16 protein-coding genes are annotated in these 17,116 nt (G+C 65.2%); 12 read left to right on the top strand and 4 right to left on the bottom strand.

All coding sequences use genetic code 11. From position 1 onward, the window contains the following. Position 1: 1 nt before the first annotated feature. Both glk and BRAS3843_RS19410 read right to left on the bottom strand, forming a co-directional pair. Positions 2–970 carry a glucokinase gene (glk, locus tag BRAS3843_RS19415; protein WP_008970707.1) on the bottom strand — a complete coding sequence of 323 codons (969 nt, stop codon included), beginning with the start codon at positions 968–970 and terminating at the stop codon, positions 2–4. Next, a complete protein-coding gene (locus tag BRAS3843_RS19410) occupies positions 967–2,379 on the bottom strand; it encodes a GH1 family beta-glucosidase (RefSeq protein ID WP_008970706.1) in 1,413 nt (470 codons plus the stop codon). Before BRAS3843_RS19410 ends, glk begins: the two co-directional genes overlap by 4 nt. 162 nt (positions 2,380–2,541) lie before the next feature. Here BRAS3843_RS19410 and BRAS3843_RS19405 point away from each other — a divergent pair, with 162 nt between their 5' ends. The 3 genes from BRAS3843_RS19405 to BRAS3843_RS19395 all read left to right on the top strand — a co-directional run bounded on the left by BRAS3843_RS19405 (position 2,542) and on the right by BRAS3843_RS19395 (position 4,647). Beyond that, a complete protein-coding gene (locus BRAS3843_RS19405) occupies positions 2,542–2,997 on the top strand; it encodes a hypothetical protein (protein WP_008970705.1) in 456 nt (151 codons plus the stop codon). Positions 2,998–3,069: 72 nt separating this feature from the next. Next, positions 3,070–3,687, top strand: a complete 618-nt coding sequence (locus tag BRAS3843_RS19400) for a TetR/AcrR family transcriptional regulator (protein ID WP_008970704.1) — start codon at positions 3,070–3,072, stop codon at positions 3,685–3,687. 36 nt (positions 3,688–3,723) lie between these two features. Continuing rightward, positions 3,724–4,647 carry an alpha/beta hydrolase gene (locus BRAS3843_RS19395; RefSeq protein WP_050886477.1) on the top strand — a complete coding sequence of 308 codons (924 nt, stop codon included), beginning with the start codon at positions 3,724–3,726 and terminating at the stop codon, positions 4,645–4,647. A 36-nt stretch (positions 4,648–4,683) separates the two neighbouring features. Here the strand turns inward: BRAS3843_RS19395 and BRAS3843_RS19390 are convergent, their stop codons facing one another. Beyond that, positions 4,684–5,418 (bottom strand): SDR family NAD(P)-dependent oxidoreductase, encoded by a 735-nt coding sequence (locus tag BRAS3843_RS19390; RefSeq protein ID WP_008970702.1) that lies wholly within the window; start codon positions 5,416–5,418, stop codon positions 4,684–4,686. Between the two features lie 110 nt (positions 5,419–5,528). Between BRAS3843_RS19390 and BRAS3843_RS39720 the strand changes: the two genes are divergently transcribed. Then, complete coding sequence (locus tag BRAS3843_RS39720) at positions 5,529–5,690, top strand: DUF2934 domain-containing protein (protein ID WP_008970701.1); 162 nt, start codon at positions 5,529–5,531, stop codon at positions 5,688–5,690. Positions 5,691–6,017: 327 nt separating this feature from the next. Here the strand turns inward: BRAS3843_RS39720 and BRAS3843_RS19385 are convergent, their stop codons facing one another. After that, positions 6,018–6,905, bottom strand: a complete 888-nt coding sequence (locus BRAS3843_RS19385) for a LysR substrate-binding domain-containing protein (protein WP_035982203.1) — start codon at positions 6,903–6,905, stop codon at positions 6,018–6,020. A 121-nt stretch (positions 6,906–7,026) separates the two neighbouring features. Here BRAS3843_RS19385 and BRAS3843_RS19380 point away from each other — a divergent pair, with 121 nt between their 5' ends. The 8 genes from BRAS3843_RS19380 to BRAS3843_RS19340 all read left to right on the top strand — a co-directional run. Then, positions 7,027–8,448: an amidase gene (locus BRAS3843_RS19380; RefSeq protein ID WP_035982211.1), complete on the top strand. Its 1,422-nt coding sequence runs from the start codon at positions 7,027–7,029 to the stop codon at positions 8,446–8,448. 91 nt (positions 8,449–8,539) lie between these two features. Continuing rightward, positions 8,540–9,490, top strand: coding sequence for an ABC transporter permease (locus tag BRAS3843_RS19375; protein ID WP_008970698.1), 951 nt, complete (start codon positions 8,540–8,542; stop codon positions 9,488–9,490). After that, entirely contained in the window at positions 9,487–10,371 is an 885-nt protein-coding gene (locus BRAS3843_RS19370; RefSeq protein WP_008970697.1) for an ABC transporter permease, read from the top strand. Before BRAS3843_RS19375 ends, BRAS3843_RS19370 begins: the two co-directional genes overlap by 4 nt. 2 nt (positions 10,372–10,373) lie before the next feature. Continuing rightward, complete coding sequence (locus tag BRAS3843_RS19365) at positions 10,374–11,375, top strand: ABC transporter ATP-binding protein (RefSeq protein WP_008970696.1); 1,002 nt, start codon at positions 10,374–10,376, stop codon at positions 11,373–11,375. Next, entirely contained in the window at positions 11,372–12,424 is a 1,053-nt protein-coding gene (locus BRAS3843_RS19360) for an oligopeptide/dipeptide ABC transporter ATP-binding protein (protein ID WP_008970695.1), read from the top strand. The genes BRAS3843_RS19365 and BRAS3843_RS19360 overlap by 4 nt, the downstream gene beginning before the upstream one ends. A gap of 32 nt (positions 12,425–12,456) precedes the next feature. After that, positions 12,457–13,959: an ABC transporter substrate-binding protein gene (locus BRAS3843_RS19355; protein WP_008970694.1), complete on the top strand. Its 1,503-nt coding sequence runs from the start codon at positions 12,457–12,459 to the stop codon at positions 13,957–13,959. Positions 13,960–14,717: 758 nt separating this feature from the next. Beyond that, positions 14,718–15,605: an NAD(P)/FAD-dependent oxidoreductase gene (locus BRAS3843_RS19345; protein WP_008970692.1), complete on the top strand. Its 888-nt coding sequence runs from the start codon at positions 14,718–14,720 to the stop codon at positions 15,603–15,605. A 478-nt stretch (positions 15,606–16,083) separates the two neighbouring features. Next, positions 16,084–17,116, top strand: a 1,033-nt coding sequence (locus BRAS3843_RS19340; protein WP_035982201.1) for an alpha-amylase family glycosyl hydrolase, incomplete at its 3' end; no start/stop codon positions are given.

Below are 17,116 nucleotides of genomic sequence, written 5' to 3'. Positions count from 1 at the left end.
GTCAGCGCGCCGGCGATGCAGCGCTGGTTTCGAAGAAGGATTTCAGGCCGAGGAAGCTGATGTCAGGCTTGGTGACGATATAGGCCGGGATCAGTCGCAGATAGGCGTCATACCGCCCCTTGTTCTCGAACTGGCGCCGGAAATCCGATCGCGCGAGGTAGTCCGGAAAGCGCGGGGCGATGCCGCCGGCGATATAGACCCCGCCACGGGCGCAGAAGGTGAGCGTCAGATTGCCGGCGACCGCGCCGAGCCAGCCGCAGAACATGTCGAGCGTGGCGCGGCAGACGGCGCAGCTGCCGTCGAGCGCTCGTTGCGTGATTTCGGCAGCATCGCGCTGCGGCACATCAGCGCCGTCAACCGCGGCGATGGCCTGGTAGGTGTGCTCGATGCCCATGCCGGACAGCGCGCCGCGCTCGACCGAGACATGGCCGAGTCGCTCGCGCATCTTGGCGATCACCTGGCTCTCGCGTTCGGTCGTCGCCGGCAGCGTGACATGGCCGGCTTCGGTGACGGCAACCATCGGACGGCCGTCGCCCGGCAGAAAACAGGCCGCGCCAAAGCCGGTTCCCGGGCCAAGCACCACCATCGGCGCGCCCGCAACCGTCTTCCCTCCGCCGAGCGGATAGAGGTCGGCCGGCTGCAGTGCCGGCAAAGACCAGCCCACGGCCTCGAAATCGTTCAGGAGCTTGGCCGAGGCGAGGTTGAATTGTCGCGCAAGGTCTGCGCCGTCAATCACCCAATGGCTGTTGGTCAGCGTAGCGCGATTGGCCTCGATGGTTCCGGCAACGTCGAGCACGGCGGCGGACGGCGGGCCGCCCGGCTGTTGCGACAGAAATGATCTGATCGCGTCACCTATGGTCGGAAAGTCGGCGACCTTCAGATGTTCGATGGGCCCGATCACGCCGCGATCCATCAGCGCAAAGCGCGCATTGGTGCCGCCAATATCTGCCAAAAGAACGCGCTCGCTCATCCCTCAGCCGCTTCCACCGTGTTGGTGCGGCCGACGGGAACCTTCGTGTTCCGCTGCGCCGCAATCATGTCCGCATACCACCGCGCAGATGCCTTGGGAATGCGCCGCTGCGTGGCGAAGTCGACATAGACAATGCCGAAGCGCTGTGAATAGCCCGACCCCCATTCAAAATTATCCAGAAGCGACCAGACGAAATAACCGCGGACATCGGCGCCCTGGGTCATCGCCTGTTCCATGGCTTCCGTATAGGCCTTCAGATAGGCGATGCGGCTGTCGTCCCGGACCTGCCCCGTCGCGTCGAGCTTGTCATCGGCGGCCGTACCGTTTTCCGCCACATAGATCGGCAGCCGAAATCTCGTGTGGATGTCGAGCAAGGTGTCGCGGAACGCCTCCGGCACGATCGGCCAGCCGATCGCGGTGCGCGGCACGTCATCGGGTGGCGGGCCGAAGGTGGCGCCGATCAGGTTGCCGTCGGCCTTGATGTAGTGGGGCGAATAGTGATTGAGGCCGAACCAGTCCAGCGGACGCGCGATCTGCGCCATGTCGCCGGGCTCGACATAGGGCGCGACCGCGTCGGCCAGCGTCGGCGGATAGCAGGCGAAATGCTGCGGCAGCGGAAACGCATCGTTCCAATATTCGGCGAACCGCAGTGCCGCCGCAACGTCCGCCGGGCTGTTGGTGCAGGGATAGCAGGGCTGGCGATTGTGGACCGCGCCGAGCTGGCTGCCTGCCACGCTCGCGCGCAGCACGTCGATCGCCTTGCCGTGGCTGAGATTGACGTGGTGGATCGCCTTGTGCAGCGCGGCTTTGTCGGCCACGCCGGGCGCGTGCCAGCCAAAGCCATAGCCGAACAGCGTGAACACGCAGGGCTCGTTGAAGGTGGCGAAACGTTTGACCCGGTCGCCATACCGCTTTGCCAGCAGCGCGGCGTAATCGGCGAACCAACCGGCGATGTCGCGGTTCTGCCAGCCGCCGAGATCGTCGAGCGCCTGCGGCAGGTCCCAATGATACAGGCAGATCCACGGCTCGATCTCGGCTGCGAGCAGCGAATCGATCAGCCGGTCGTAGAAAGCGAGACCCTTTTCGTTCGGCGCGCCGCGGCCTTGCGGCAGCACGCGCGGCCAGGCGACCGAGAAGCGGTAGGCATTCAGTCCGAGCTCGCGCATCAGCGCGACATCGTCGGCATAGCGATGATAGTGATCGCAGGCGATCTCGCCGCTGTCATTGTTTTTTACCCGGCCGGGTGGGCGGGCATAGACGTCCCAGATGCTGTCGGCGCGGCCATCGACATGCGCCGCGCCCTCGACCTGGTAGCTCGAGGTCGAGGCACCCCAGAGAAAGCCGGGTCTGTTCGGCGCCGCCGCGTGCGGATGAAGCTGCAGATTGCTCTGTGGATTGCTGTTGGGCATGGCCGACGGTCGATTGCCTTTCGATGTCGATGGGGTCGCCACGATGATGCAGTTCCTCCGTGGCCTCCCGTTGACGAGGATCAAAGTGACGGCGCCTCGCATGCGTAGGGTGGATCGAAATTCAACGAAGCCTGCGCGGTCGATCACGCCGCGCAGATCCCGATGCCGCCGAAGATGATGGGACCGAAGATCATGCTGTGCCGCAATCCGCTTCCACTTCCCGATCATCTCGACGACAGGCTGCAGGCGGCGGTTGCGCTGTGGCAGGGGCTGAAACGGGCGGAAAACAGCATGCCCTTCGCCGACGATCTCGCCCAGTCCGCCGTCGGACGGCTGCACAAGGCTTTTCTGCTGAAGGTTTTCACGAAGCCGGAGCGCTTCCGCTTCGAGTTCGCGAGTGCCGGCCTGCCCGAGGCGGTGATCGGCAAATTCGCCGACGAGACCACCCCGGACGCCGCCTTCGGCTATCTCCGCGCGCAGGCGAGTGCCACGGTCGAGGCCGGTGAGCCGACCTTGCTGCGCCTGACCGAAACATCCAGCCGCGAGCTGTCGCGGCTGTTGTTGCCGCTGTGGGAGAACGGCGAGGTGGCCCTGCTGCTCGGCGTCGTGCAGGGGTGAAGCGGGCGTCGCCCCGGCCCCGCCACGGCGCGGGGCTTGATTTGGATACGATCATGTTCTAATTGACCAAATATGGAAACGATCATTACCGAATTGGATCGCCGGCAGCCGGGACGTCCGCGCGAGTTCGACATCAACAGCGTGCTGGACAAGGCGATCACGGTGTTCAGCCGGCTCGGCTACCACGCGACCTCGATCTCCGACTTGAACAAGGCGCTGGGGCTGACGTCCGGCAGCATCTACAAGGCGTTCGGCGACAAGCGCGGTCTCCTGCTGGCGGCGCTCGATCGCTACGTCGACCAACGGTCCCGGCGGCTCGATGAATGGCTGGCCTCGGCCGTGACCGGTCGCGAGCGCGTTGCGGCCGTGCTGAGCGCCTATGCCGAATACAGCCACGGCGACGCCGGGCGGACCGGCTGCCTTGTCGTCGGTGGCCTGGTCGAGTCTGCGTCCTCGGACGCTGGGTTTCGCGAACGCTTGGCGAAGATTCTCGCGACGCATGAGGCGCGGCTGGTGCGCTTCATCCGTGAAGGCCAGGCCGACGGCTCGGTCGCATCGCATGTGGACCCGGAGATCACCGGCCGCCTGATGCTCTGCCTGATTCAGGGCATGCGTGTTGTCGGCAAGACGGGCCGCAAGCAGGCCGACATGGTTGCCGTCTGCGAACACGCGCTGCGCCTCCTCGACTGACTTTGGTATCGCGAATTAGGAAACGATTGTTCTAAAATGATGTGCTCAACCGAATCCGACCTGTCCGCTTTCTGGCAAACCTTCCGTCACGGCACCGCGGTCGTGGACGGCGTCCATCTCCATTATGTCGCCGGCGGCAGCGGCGCGCCGGTCTTGCTTCTGCCCGGCTGGCCGCAGAGCTGGTATGCGTGGCGTTTCGTGATGATGCGCCTTGCTGCCGCCGGCCGTCGCGTCATCGCGCTGGATCCACGCGGCATGGGGGAGTCCGATCGTCCTGCGGGCGGCTACGACCTGACAACGGTCGCCGCTGATATCCACGCGCTCGCGGAAAAGCTCGATCTGCTTGCCGACGGCCCCATCGACGTCGCCGGTCATGACGTCGGCACCTGGATCGGCTACGCCTATGCGGCCGACTGGCCTGATGATGTCAGGCGGCTGGCGGTGCTGGACGCGCTGGTGCCCGGCCTGTCGTCGCCGCGCACCGATCTTGCGCCTGACGAGGCCAACCTGCGCACATGGCACTTCGCCTTCAATCGCCTCGATGATCTGCCGGACATTCTGATCGCAGGGCGCGAGCGCGCGTTCCTGACCTGGCTGTTCCGCGCCAAGGCCATCAACGCCTGGGCGATCGGCCCTGACGATATCGATGAATATGCGCGGCAGCTCGCCGCACCCGGGGCGATCCGCGCGGCCACGGCCTATTACAAGGCGGCTTTCAGTCCGGAAGGTCTGGCCGCCAATCGCGCCAGAGGCCAGCGGCCGCTGCCGATGCCGGTGCTGGCGTTGGGCGCGGAACGGGGCGTCGGACAGGGCATGGTCGAGGCGATGCGTTCGCTCGGCAGCGACGTGCGGGGCGGCGTCGTGGCGGGCTGCGGGCATTACATGCCCGAAGAGCGCCCCGACGAGGTCAGCAGCGAGTTGATCCGGTTCTTCAGCGAAGTCGTGCCGGGCGCTCAGTGACAGTGAGGGCGGTCGTCGCCTCTGCTTCGTATCGCCTCAATTGAAGGCCATGCCGCCGCTCATCGCGATGGTCTGGCCGGTCATGTAGGGGTTGTCGAGCAGCAGCATCACGGCTTTGGCCACCTCGTCCGGCTGGCCGAAGCGTCCGAGTGGAATGCGCGAAACCAGCGCCTTCTGATCCTGCATCATGTCGGTGGCGATCAGCGACGGCGCCACCGCATTGACCGTGATGCCGTCCTTGACGAGCCGCGCGGCATAGCCGCGGGTGAGGCCCTCCATGCCGGCCTTGGACGCGTTGTAGTGCGGGCCGATTGCACCGGCGCCGCGCGCCGCGCCGGAGGAGATGTTGACGATGCGCCCCCATTTGCGCGCCCGCATGCCCGGCACGACGGCTTGCGTGCAGAGGAACGCCGATTTCAGATTGACGGCGATGGTCGTGTCGAAATCGGCCTCGGTGAGATCATCAATGCCGCGCGTGATCGCGATTCCTGCGTTGTTGATGAGGATATCGACCGGGCCGAGTTCGCTCTGGACCGCGGCGACCAGCGCCGTGACGGACGCGGTGTCCGAGACGTCCGCCTGGCACGGGATCGCACGGGCTCCTTTGCCCTGCAGCTCCTTTGCCAGCCGCTGGGCCTCATCGCTGCGGTTCCGGTAGTTGATCGCGACGGAGGCACCGGCGGCGGCCAGCGCGCGGCATATGGCGGCGCCGATACCGCGCGAACCACCGGTCACCAGCGCAACGCGCCCGCGAAGGAATTGATCGGCCATGATTGTCTCCATGACTGTTTCGAGCGTTGATGCAAGAGCGAGCTTTAACGCGCCGACGGCCGGTGTGGCCGCAAATCTCGGTGAAGCTGCCGGACACAGGAGCAAAAGGGATGAACGACACGGACGACCAGGAGATCAGCAAGCGGGCCCATCAGCTCTGGGAGCAGGCCGGCCGGCCAAGCGGCCGTGACCAGGAATTCTGGTACGAGGCCGAACGGCAGATCAAGGCGGAGCGGATCCGCCACGAGCTCAAGACGCCGGATAACCTTTGATCCCGCGCCTTCCTCGCGGCGCGTCTGACCCCCGAGGCCGATTGGGCTTTGCTAGGGAGCGGTCCTCCTCGAACGCTGTCGCATATGGCTGGAAAATAGCCTCGGGCAGTCTTCTTTGCGGCCATCCTTCGAGACGCCCGCCTCTGGCGGGCTCCTCAGGATGAGGGCAGTTTTCCGCGGCGAAATCGTAGACCCTCATGGTGAGGGCGCGGCAAAGCCGCGCGTCTCCGGACGATGCTACGCATCGCCGGGAGAACCATGAGGCCCCGAACCGTGACGGCCAAATGCGATTGCCCTGTCCTCGAATGGGCGGCCGCTTCGCCGGCCTTACAGCCTGGCCACGACTCTCTCGGCGCATTTGCGAAAGTTTCGGATCAGCGGGCTGTCGACATCGCGCCGCCAGCAGATCGCGATCTCGAACGTATCGGTCGCGTCGAGGAAAGGTTTGAAGATGATGCCGCGTGGTGCGCCGAGCGCCGCGCAGGCCGGAAGAATTGCGAGACCTTCGCCGGCCAGGACGAGACTCATCGCCGAATGGACGGTCTCGACGCGGCTGGCGATCGGCATCTCGACCTGATGCCGCCGTAGCAGGGCCGCCACCGCGGACGAGGCGGGCTCCTCGCCTGGTCGCGGCAGAGCGATGAGAGGGCGTCCGTGCAATCGGCTCACCGGCACCGCCGTCAGGCGCGCGAGGGGCGACCGCGCCGGCAGGGCCAGCATGAGCGGCTGCGTGCCGATCTGTGCCGCCTGAATCTCCGGATGACGGATGGCAGGCATGCACAGCGCGACCGTCACGCTGTGGTCGAGCAGCCGCGCCTCGCGCGTCGACGCGCTCAGCTCGACGAATTCGAGGTCCGCCCCCGGCAGCGACCGGCGCAGCTCGGGAACGAGCTTGGGCAGCACGGCATTGGCCAGCACGAACATGTAGCCGACGGAGAGCCGTCCGCGCCGTCCGGCTGCGACGGCACGCGCCGATTCCGCGCCCTCCGCCGCAAGGGCGAGCGCTGCTCGCGCCCGCGACAGCAGCGCCTGACCGGCCTCGGTCAGGTCCATGCCGCGACTGCCCCGGCGGAACAGGGCGGTGCCGATTTCGGACTCCAGCTTTCGGATTTGCAGCGAGAGTGGCGGCTGCGCCATCCGCAGCCGCTCCGCGGCCTTGCCGACGCTGCGCTCCTCGGCCACGGCCACGAAGTAAGGAAGCCTGCGGAGGTCCATGGGCATACCGAAAATGTATGGGTTGGCGCTCAAATTCGTATTGGACGGCGAGTTAACCCGGGTGCCATTCTTGCTGTCAATGCGCCTTCGCGGGACCGCGCTGCCGGAGAATGACCTGAAGATGAGCGACGATCTCTGCTTCCGCTCCGCAACCGAGCTGCGCGCGTCCATCGCTCGCAAGCAGATCTCGCCGACCGAGATCGTGAGCGCGGTCCTGGCCCGGGCGGAGCGGCTGCAGCCCAAGCTCAACTGCTTCATCACGATCTGCGCGGACAGCGCCTTGGCACAGGCAAGGGATGCCGAACGCAGGATCGCGCGCGGCGAGCCCGCTCGGCTGCTGGAGGGTCTTCCGTTCACGGTGAAGGACATCGTCAACACCAAGGGCGTCCGCACCACCTTCGGCGCGGTGCCTTATGCGGACAATGTCCCCGATCAGGATGCCGTGGCGGTTGCGCGGCTGCGTGCCCAGGGCGCGATCCTGATCGGCAAGACCACGACGCCGGAGTTCGGCAGCAAATGCCTGACCGACTCGCCGCTGTTTGGCCGGACCCGCAACGCCTGGGATGCGCGGCGTTCCAGCGGTGGCTCGAGCGGCGGCGCGGCGGTGGCGGTGGCGAGCGGGATCGCACCGCTGGCGGTTGCCACCGATGGCGGCGGATCGACGCGGATTCCTGCCGCCTGCAACGGGGTCGTCGGATTGAAGCAGAGCAACGGCGTCATCCCCCACAGCCAGGTGCAGGATGCCTTCGGCAACCAGACCTACGTGACGCCGACCACGCGGACGGTTGCTGACACCGCGCTGATGATGCAGGCGATGGCAGGGGAGGATGCCTCCGATCCCTGGTCGATCGGCATTCCCGTGCCGGATTTCCTTGCTGCGGCCGCGCCACGCGGCGATCTGCGTGGACAGAAGATTCTGTTCTGCCTGGCGCTGCCCGGGCGGCCGGTCGCGGCCGACGTTGCTGACGCCTTCAAGGCCAGTCTCGATCGGCTGGCCGATCTCGGCGCAGAGCTCGAGGAATTCTCCGGCGCGGAATTCGATGTTGAGCCGGTGTGGCGCGCCATCAATCATACCGTCTGGCGGACGCGCTTCGAAAAGCTGGCCGCCGAGCACGGCGATGTCCTGAGCGAGACGTTCCACAAGCAGATCGCACTGGCCGCCAAGGTCAGCGGTGCGGACTACCAGCAGGCCATGTTCGAACGCACGTCGCTGTTCCGCCGCGTGCAGGCGCTGCTTGCGCGTGGCCATCTACTGGCGATGCCGACCCTGACCCGGACCGCGTTACCGATTGACCAGGACCTGTTCGGCACCATCGAGATCGACGGGCAGAGTTTCGATAATGCCCGGCCACACTGGTTTCCCTGGACCATGCCATTCAACATGACCGGGCACCCGGCGGTCAGCCTGCCTTGCGGCTTTGGTCGTGACGGTCTGCCGATCGGCCTTCAACTGGTGGGCCGCTTCCGCGCCGATGCGGAGCTGTTGCGGGTGAGTGCGCTGTTCGAGGCGTCGCACGATCTGCTGGCCCGCAGGCCTTTCTGATCGCGGGGAAGCACCATGCGCGCGGGGCTTGCGTCCGGCAACGGGACATGTTGGATCGTGCCGTGGGGTGGCGTGAGGCCGAGATCATAGAATGAGCGTGTTCGTCCTGCGGCGTTTCCTGACCCTGTTGGCTACCTTGGTCGGCGCGTCGCTGGTCATTTTCCTGGTGCTGGATGCGTTGCCGGGCAATGCCGCGCAGATGCTGATGGGGGCCGATGCCTCGCCGGAAGCCGTGCAGGCGCTCGCGGTCAAGCTCGGGCTCGACCAGCCGCTGGTGGTTCGCTACGTGCATTGGCTCGGCGGCATGGTGGTCGGCGACCTCGGCAACAGCTACGCCTATGGCACGCCGGTCGCCGGCCTGATCGCGGAACGGCTGGTCCTGACCATCCCGCTCGCGATCATGGCGATGGCCATCACCACGGCGCTGGCGCTTTCCGCCGGCCTCTATAGCGCCGCCCATCACAACAGGCTCGGCGATGTCGGCGTGATGTCGCTGACGCAGATCGGCATCGCGCTGCCGAGCTTCTGGTTTGCGATCCTCCTGATTCTCCTGTTCGCGGTGAAGCTGCAATGGCTGTCGGCCGGCGGCTTTGCCGGCTGGGACGATGGCATCTGGCCGGGCTTGAAATCGCTGCTGCTGCCGGCCATTGCGCTTGCCGTCGTGCAGGCGGCGATCCTCGCCCGCGTCACGCGCTCGGCCGTGCTCGAAGTCTCGCGCGAGGATTTCGTGCGCACGGCGCGCGCCAAGGGGCTGACCAGGCGCGAGGTGCTGTGGCGGCACGTGCTGCGCAATGCGATGATCCCGGTGATGACCGTGATGGGTCTGCAGTTCGCCAATCTGCTGGCCGGCACGATCGTGATCGAGAACGTGTTCTATCTGCCGGGGCTCGGCCGGCTGATCTTCCAGTCGATCGCCAATCGCGACCTGATCGTGGTGCGCAACTGCGTCATGCTGCTCGCGGCGATGGTCATAATCGTCAATTTCGTGGTCGATGTGCTCTATGCCGCGATCGATCCCCGGATCAAGGTGCACGAGCTGTGAACACGTCCTCCACGATCGCGCTCGTGCCGGATCGTACGCGCCGTGCGAACGGCTTCTGGCGGCGCGCGCTGCGCCATCGCAGTTTCGCGCTCGGCGGCGCGCTCTGCCTGCTCGTGCTTGGCGCTGCGCTGCTGTCGTTGGCGTGGACGCCGTGGTCGGCCTATGACCTCGACATCGCCTCCAAGCTGAGGCCGCCATCGGCGTCGCATTGGCTCGGCACCGACGTGCTCGGGCGCGACATCGTCTCGCTGCTGCTGGTCGGTGCGCGCGCGACCATCCTGGTCGGCATCATCGCCGTGGGCATCGGGCTCTCCTTCGGCGTCTGCCTCGGGCTGATCGCGGCAGCACGGAAAGGCTGGACCGAAGAGCTGATCATGCGCCTCTCCGATTTCACCTTCGCCTTTCCCGCCGTGCTGTCGGCGATCATGCTGGCCGCGGTGATCGGCCCAGGCATGGTGACCTCGATCACGGCCATCGGCATCTTCCAGATTCCGGTGTTCGTTCGGGTCACCCGTGGTTCGGCGAGCGCGATCTGGGCACGGGAATTCGTGCTTGCCGCGCGCGCGTCCGGCAAGGGCCGCTTCCGCATCACGATCGAGCATGTGCTGCCAAACATCCTGTCGATCCTGATCGTCCAGGCGACGATCCAGTTCGCGCTCGCGATCCTGGCGGAAGCCGCGCTGTCCTATCTCGGGCTCGGCACGCAGCCGCCGATGCCGTCCTGGGGACGCATGTTGAACGACGCGCAGAGTCTCTTGTTCCAGTCGCCGATGCTCGCGGTCTATCCGGGTCTGGCGATCGCCATTGCCGTGCTTGGTCTCAACCTGCTCGGTGACGGATTGCGCGACCTGCTCGATCCACGCCTGTCACGTGAGCGTTGAGCATGAGCGCAGCGAACGATACGCCTTTGATTGAGGTCGAAGGGCTCGGCATCTCGCTCAACACCAGCCGCGGCCGGGCGCAGGCTGTCCGCGAGGTCTCATTTGCGCTTCGGCGCGGCGAGACGCTCGGACTGGTCGGGGAATCCGGCTGCGGCAAGTCCGTCACCGCGCTGGCGCTGATGGGACTGCTGCCGGACAGCGCGATCGTCAGCGGCAGCATTCGGCTCGACGGCCGCGAGCTGGTCGGGTTGTCGGACCCTGACTATTGCCGGCTGCGGGGTAACCGCATCAGCATGATCTTCCAGGAGCCGATGACCGCACTCAATCCGATGCACACGGTCGGGCGGCAGGTGGCGGAGCCGTTGCGCCGCCACAAGAACCTCTCGGCGGCCGAGGCGCGCGAGGAGGCGATCGCACTGCTCGATCGCGTCGGCCTTCCTGATGCATTCAAGCGCGCGGATGCGTATCCGCACCAGTTCTCCGGCGGCCAGCGCCAGCGCATCACCATCGCCATGGCGCTTGCCTGCCAGCCCGACGTGCTGATCGCCGACGAGCCGACCACCGCGCTTGACGTCACCATCCAGCGCCAGATCCTCGACCTCGTAGCTGATCTGGTCGAGGAGCGCGGCATGGCGATGATCCTGATCAGCCACGATCTCGGCGTCATCGCCGAGAATGTCAGCCGCATGATGGTGATGTATGGCGGCGCCGTGGTCGAGAGCGGCACGACGGATGCGGTGTTCTCGCGCATGGGCCATCCCTACACCCAGGGGCTGTTTCGCGCCCGGCCGCGGCTTGGCGCCAAGAAGGGAACGCGGCTGAAGACCATCGCCGGCTCGGTGCCCGAGCTTGCCGATCTGCCGCAAGGCTGCACTTTCGCTGATCGCTGTCCGATCGTCATCGCGCGTTGCCGCGCCGCGCTTCCCGATGCGATCGATATCGGGGGCGGGCATCGGGCGCGCTGCATCAGAACGGACGTGTCGTTGGCGGGAGCCGGCGCATGAGTGCGGCGGATCAGATTTCGTCCCGCGTGCCACTGCTCGACGTGCAGGATCTCGTGCAGCGCTATGCGCTGCCGCGCGAGAGCCTGTTCCGTGCGCCGGGCGAGGTGCTCGCGCTCAACGGCGTCTCGGCGCAGGTGATGGCCGGACAGAGCCTCGGCGTCGTCGGCGAATCCGGTTCGGGCAAGTCGACCTTCGCGCGACTGGTGATGGCATTGGAGCAGCCGACCTCTGGCTCGGTCAAGCTGTCCGGCCGCGATCTCAACGCGATGCCGGCCGATGAGCTGCGCCGCGCCAGGCGCGATTTCCAGATGGTGTTTCAGGACCCGTATGGCTCGCTCGATCCGCGCCAGACCATCGCGCGCATCGTCGCCGAGCCGCTGACGGCGCTCGGCCGGCTCGATCGCGCGAGCTTGCGCGAGCGCGTCGGCACGGTGTTGCGCCAGGTCGGATTGCGCGACGCCGACATGGACAAATACCCGCACGAGTTCTCCGGCGGTCAGCGCCAGCGCATCGCGATCGCGCGTGCCCTGATCACCCAGCCGAAGCTGATCGTGGCCGACGAGCCGGTCAGCGCGCTCGACGTGTCGGTGCAGGCCCAGGTGCTCAACCTGTTGGAGGATCTGCAGGACGAGTTCGGCCTGAGCTACATCCTGATCAGTCACGATCTCGCGGTCGTCGATTATCTCTGCGACGAGGTCGCGGTGATGTATCTCGGACGGGTCGTCGAGCAGGGACGCCCCGAAGATTTGTTCGAGCGATGCGGCCATCCCTATACGCGCGCGCTCCTGGAGGCAGTGCCGCGCGCGCAGGCCGGGGCAATCAGGCGGCGCCGCGCGGCGCCGGTGAACGTCTCGCAATCGGCCACCACCGCCGGCTGCGCCTATGCGCCGCGTTGCCCGCTCGCCGACGGACATTGCCGCGAGGCAGCGCCGGCGTTGCGCGCCATCGGGGCTCAACATCTGGCTGCATGCCACAAGGCTGAAATGGTAATGGCGCAACCTGCGACGGTGATGGGGACCGGCGATGCTATTGTCTCCGATCGGCTTTGATTGATAGTTTGGATTGTTCAGGGAGAGAGCCGATGTTGAAGAAGGTTGGTATTGCCGTCTGGGTCGCCGCAGTCGCTGCGGGACCGTTGTTCGCCTGGTCGGTGCCGGCGCTGGCGCAAGGCAAGAAGGACAGCGTCGTGATAGGCATGACGCTGGAGCCGCCGGGCCTTGATCCGACCAGCGCCGCGGCTGCAGCCATCGCCGAAGTAACGCTCTACAACATCTATGAGACCCTGACCAAGATCAACGAGGACTCTTCGGTGTCGCCGCTGCTGGCCGCGAGCTGGCAGGCGTCGTCCGACTTGAAGACCTACACCTTCAAGCTGGTCAAGGGCGCCAAATTCCAGAACGGTGAGCCGTTGGATTCCGCGGCGGTGAAGTTCTCGTTCGAGCGGGCGGCGGCGCAAAACAGCACCAACAAGGACAAGGCGCTGTTCCAGAGCTTCGAGCATGTCGATGCGCCCGACGCCGAAACGATCGTGATCGCGTTGAAATATGCCGAGCCGAACCTGCCGTTTTTGCTTGGGCAGGCGACCGCCGCCATCATCGAGCCGAAGAGCGCAGCCAGTGATGCGACGCAGCCGGTCGGTACCGGGCCCTACACGTTGGGGGCCTGGGCCAAGGGCTCATCGATCACGCTGAACAAATGGCCGGACTATCGCAACGCCGCGGCGATCAAGCTCGCCAAGGTGACGATCCGCTTCATCTCGGACCCTTCGGCGCAAGTCGCGGCGCTGCTGTCGGGTGATGTGGACGCCTTCCCGCGCGTCGCTGCGGGACGGAGTCTGGCGCAGTTCAAGTCTGATCCCCGCTTCACCGTGCTGATCGGCGGCTCCAAGGCGAAGACCATCGTCACGATCAACAACAAGAAGAAGCCGCTCGACGATGTCCGCGTCCGCCGTGCCATTCTGGCCGCAATCGACCGCAAGGCGATGATCGAGGGTGCAGCCGACGGGCTCGGCACGCCGATCGGCAGCTTCTACGTGCCGGGCTCGCTCGGCTATGTCGACACCACCGACATCAACCCGTATGATCCGGAGAAAGCCAAGAAGCTCCTGGCGGAGGCCGGCATCAAGACGCCGCTCGAGCTCAGCCTCAAGCTGCCGCCGCCGCCTTATGCGCGGCAGGGCGGCGAGGTGCTGGCCGCAGAGCTCGCCAAGGTCGGCATCGTCGCCAAGATCGAAAACCTCGAATGGGCGGCGTGGCTGTCCCAGGTCTTGAATGGTCCCCGCAATTTCGACCTGACCATCGTGTCGCACGTCGAGCCGTTCGACCTCGTGAAGTTCACCGAAGACTATTATTTCGGATATCACTCCGACGCCTTCGACAAGCTCTATCAGTCGATCGTGGCGACCCCGGACGAGTCCGCGCGTGCCAAACTGCTCGGCGACGCCCAGCGCATGCTGGCGACCGACGCGGCCGCAGGGTTCCTGTACCAGCCGCAGTGGATCACGATCGTGAACAAGAAGCTCAAGGGCGTTTGGAAAGACGTCCCGCAGTTCGAGAATGACTTTTCCCGCTGGGCCTGGGAGTAGCAAAGAGAAGGGCGGACGCAGCGGAAACTCCGCTGCGTTCGCTTCATCCTATGCCTGCGGCGCCGATCAGTGCGGCCAGTCGATCGGTGTGAATCGAAGCTGCCGTCGCCGCATCTCCGCCTGCAACTCGGTCGCATATTGCTTGGCGCTTTCCCCGATCAGCCGGAAAGGACCCCCGATCCGACTGTCAGCGGCGACCTGCTTGCGAACGCTTTCATAATAAGCCAGCAAACTCTCATCAGTCGAATTTACAAACCTCATTGACGCCCTCGCATCTATCTACGTCGGCAACCTCACACGAACGCGCCCCCCTGGGCAGCGTCATAGGTTAAAAAGTACCGTTTCAACCACAAGTTTCAAGTAGGATAAAAAGTTCTCTGTGGATGAAGCTCCCTGTACGTCTAGCGGCAGTGGGTTTTCACTGGACCGCGGATTTGATGTACGAGTTCCCCTTGTCGCAACACTGCTACACAGCGTCAGATCCAAAGCTGCACTCCAAATACCCCGTCCAGCCAGAGTTCCATTGGCGCCAACATTCACTCGGGTGACTCCTCAGGGAGGCGAATGTTGGCGCGGAACGCGAGCCGCTCAGCAAGCGCGGCAGCTTGCCTTCCCGACATGAACTCGGCGCCGCGCCGGAAATTCCCTTGTATGCCAGAACTTTTCGCTGACGAACTTCTTAGTCTCTGCGAGGGGCAATCCGGAGCGACGTCGCGTGAACCCATCGCGGCGTGGCCGCTCCACGTGAAGGTCATCCGATGCAAACCGAGGTCTTGATCATCGGCGGTGGCCCCGCCGGCTTGATGGCTGCGATCTATCTGGCGCGCTTCCGTCGCGACGTTGCGATCGTCGACAGCGGCGCGTCGCGTGCCGCTTTGATTCCGCGCAGTCATAATCTGCCCGGATTTCCTGATGGCATTCCCGGACGCGAGCTGCTCGCGCGCATGCAGCAGCAGGTCATCGAACTCGGAGTGCCCGTGATTCGTGGCTCGGTGAGCTCATTGGAAAGGCATGAAGTGGGATTGCTGGCCTCTCACGCCGCCGGTGCCATTACCGCGCAGCGGGTCATTCTCGCGACCGGAATCGTCGACAAGCAGATGCCGCTGCCGGAGTGGGTTGACGCGGTGAGGCGGGGCGAACTGCGCTATTGTCCGGTCTGCGACGCCTTTGAGGCGATCGGTCGCAGGATCGCGGTGATCGGGCCGCTCAGTCATGCCGCCGGCAAAGCGCTGTTCATGCGAAGCTATAGCGCCGATGTAAGCTTGGTCCCGATCGATGACGCGAACGACGATGCGTTGCGGCAGAAGCTGAGCGACGCGGCGGTGCGCGTGACGCCAAAGCTCGATGCGCTCCGTCGCCAGGGTGACGGCATCGAAGCTGTGCTTGTCGACGGCTCGTGCGAACAGTTTGAGATCGTCTATCCGGCGATGGGCGCCGCGGTGCGCTCCGACCTGGCCATGCAACTCGGCGCGAGCCATACGCCGGACGGCTTTCTCAAGGTCGACGACAAGCAGCGCAGCGACATCGATCACCTGTATGGCATCGGCGACGTCGTCACCGACCTGCATCAGATATCGGTTGCGTTCGGTCACGCGGCCGTTGCCGCCTGTCATGCCCACCACTCCCTGCCCATGAGATATGCCTGAGAGCGGGAATAGGAACTCGAAGCCTGCTCCCGGAGAAATCGCGAGCGCGGCAGCGTAAGTTAATGCTGCTGTCACGGACCTGCCGCACCATGGGGCATGGACAGAAGGTCGGCATGTTTGACGGCAGCTACGAGCTGTCGTGAGGAGGCCGAGCGCGATCCGTCGCGTCGTACTCTCTGGCTGCAGGAGGCTGAGAGATGGACGGCACTGGCGCGGGAAAGCGTGGTTGCCGCGATCAGCCTTGAGATCGTCGCCATCGAGACGGTCGAGACGATCTCGATGGCGCCCCGAGCGGGCGGCGCTTCTGCCGGCAGAGATTCGTCCCGCCTCGTCGGTGAGCTATGGACGCAGCAACGCGTCCCCCATTGATTGCTGCCAGCCCAAGGAACGGAACGCTTTCGCCTGCATTGGGGCCAGCGGTGTCCACGCCACCTCGGCGCATGGACCATTTCATGAATGACCAATCACGCCCCTGCGAATGCCCACGAAAGCCAATCAAGCCGAAAAAGAATGGTGGCGAGGCGCGATCATCTATGAGATCGCAACCATCTCGTTTCAGGATAGCGACGGCGACGGCAAGGGGGATATCGCCGGGCTCCTGCAACGCGCCAGTTATCTGCGATGGCTCGGGGTCGATGCGGTCTGGCTGACGCCGATCTACACGAGTCCGTTTCGCGATTTTGGTTACGACATTGCCGATTTCTGTGCGATCGATCCGGCGTTCGGCTCGCTGGAGGAGTTCGACCGGCTGGTGGCGGAGCTGCACGCGGCAGGCATTCGCATCATCCTCGATCTCGTCCCCAATCACACCTCCGATCAGCATCCCTGGTTTCAGGAGAGCCGCGTCAGCCGCGACAATGCCAAGGCGGATTGGTATCTGTGGGCGGACGCTGCTGACAATGGCGGGCCGCCGAACAATTGGCTCAGCCGCTTCGGCGGCAGCGCCTGGCACTGGGACGAGACGCGCCGACAATATTACTATCACTCCTTCCTGCTGGAACAGCCCGACCTCAACTGGCGCAATCCCGAGGTCCGCAACGCCATCGCCGACGTGATGCGGTTCTGGCTGGATCGCGGCGTCGACGGCTTCCGCGTCGATGCCAGCGCGGTTCTGATCAAGGACGATCTGTTGCGCGACAATCCGCCGGATCCGCAAGCCGACGACAGCAAGCCGCCGCCGCAACGCGACACACCCGTCTTCACCGATGACCGGCCGGAGGCGATGGGCTGCATCGAGTGGTTGCGCTCTGTCGTTGACGAGCATGGTGACCGGCTCTTGTGCGGCGAAGTGCAGGGCAAGACCGATCGCATTGGCCATTTCTACGGCAACGACGAGCCGCGGCTGCATCTGCCGCTCAACTTCGCGCTGCTGGATTCGGAATGGAATGCGTTGGCGCTGCAGGCGACGATCGATGCCTACTACAACGCGTTGCCGAAAGGGGCCTGGCCGGTCTGGGTGATCGGGGGCCATGACAAGCACAGGATCGCCAGCAAGATCGGCCCGGCGCAGG

Source organism: Bradyrhizobium sp. STM 3843, from assembly GCF_000239815.1.
GTDB lineage: Bacteria > Pseudomonadota > Alphaproteobacteria > Rhizobiales > Xanthobacteraceae > Bradyrhizobium.
The sequence above is the reverse complement of the archived record's forward strand: the minus strand, read 5'-3'. Positions and strand labels throughout refer to the sequence as shown.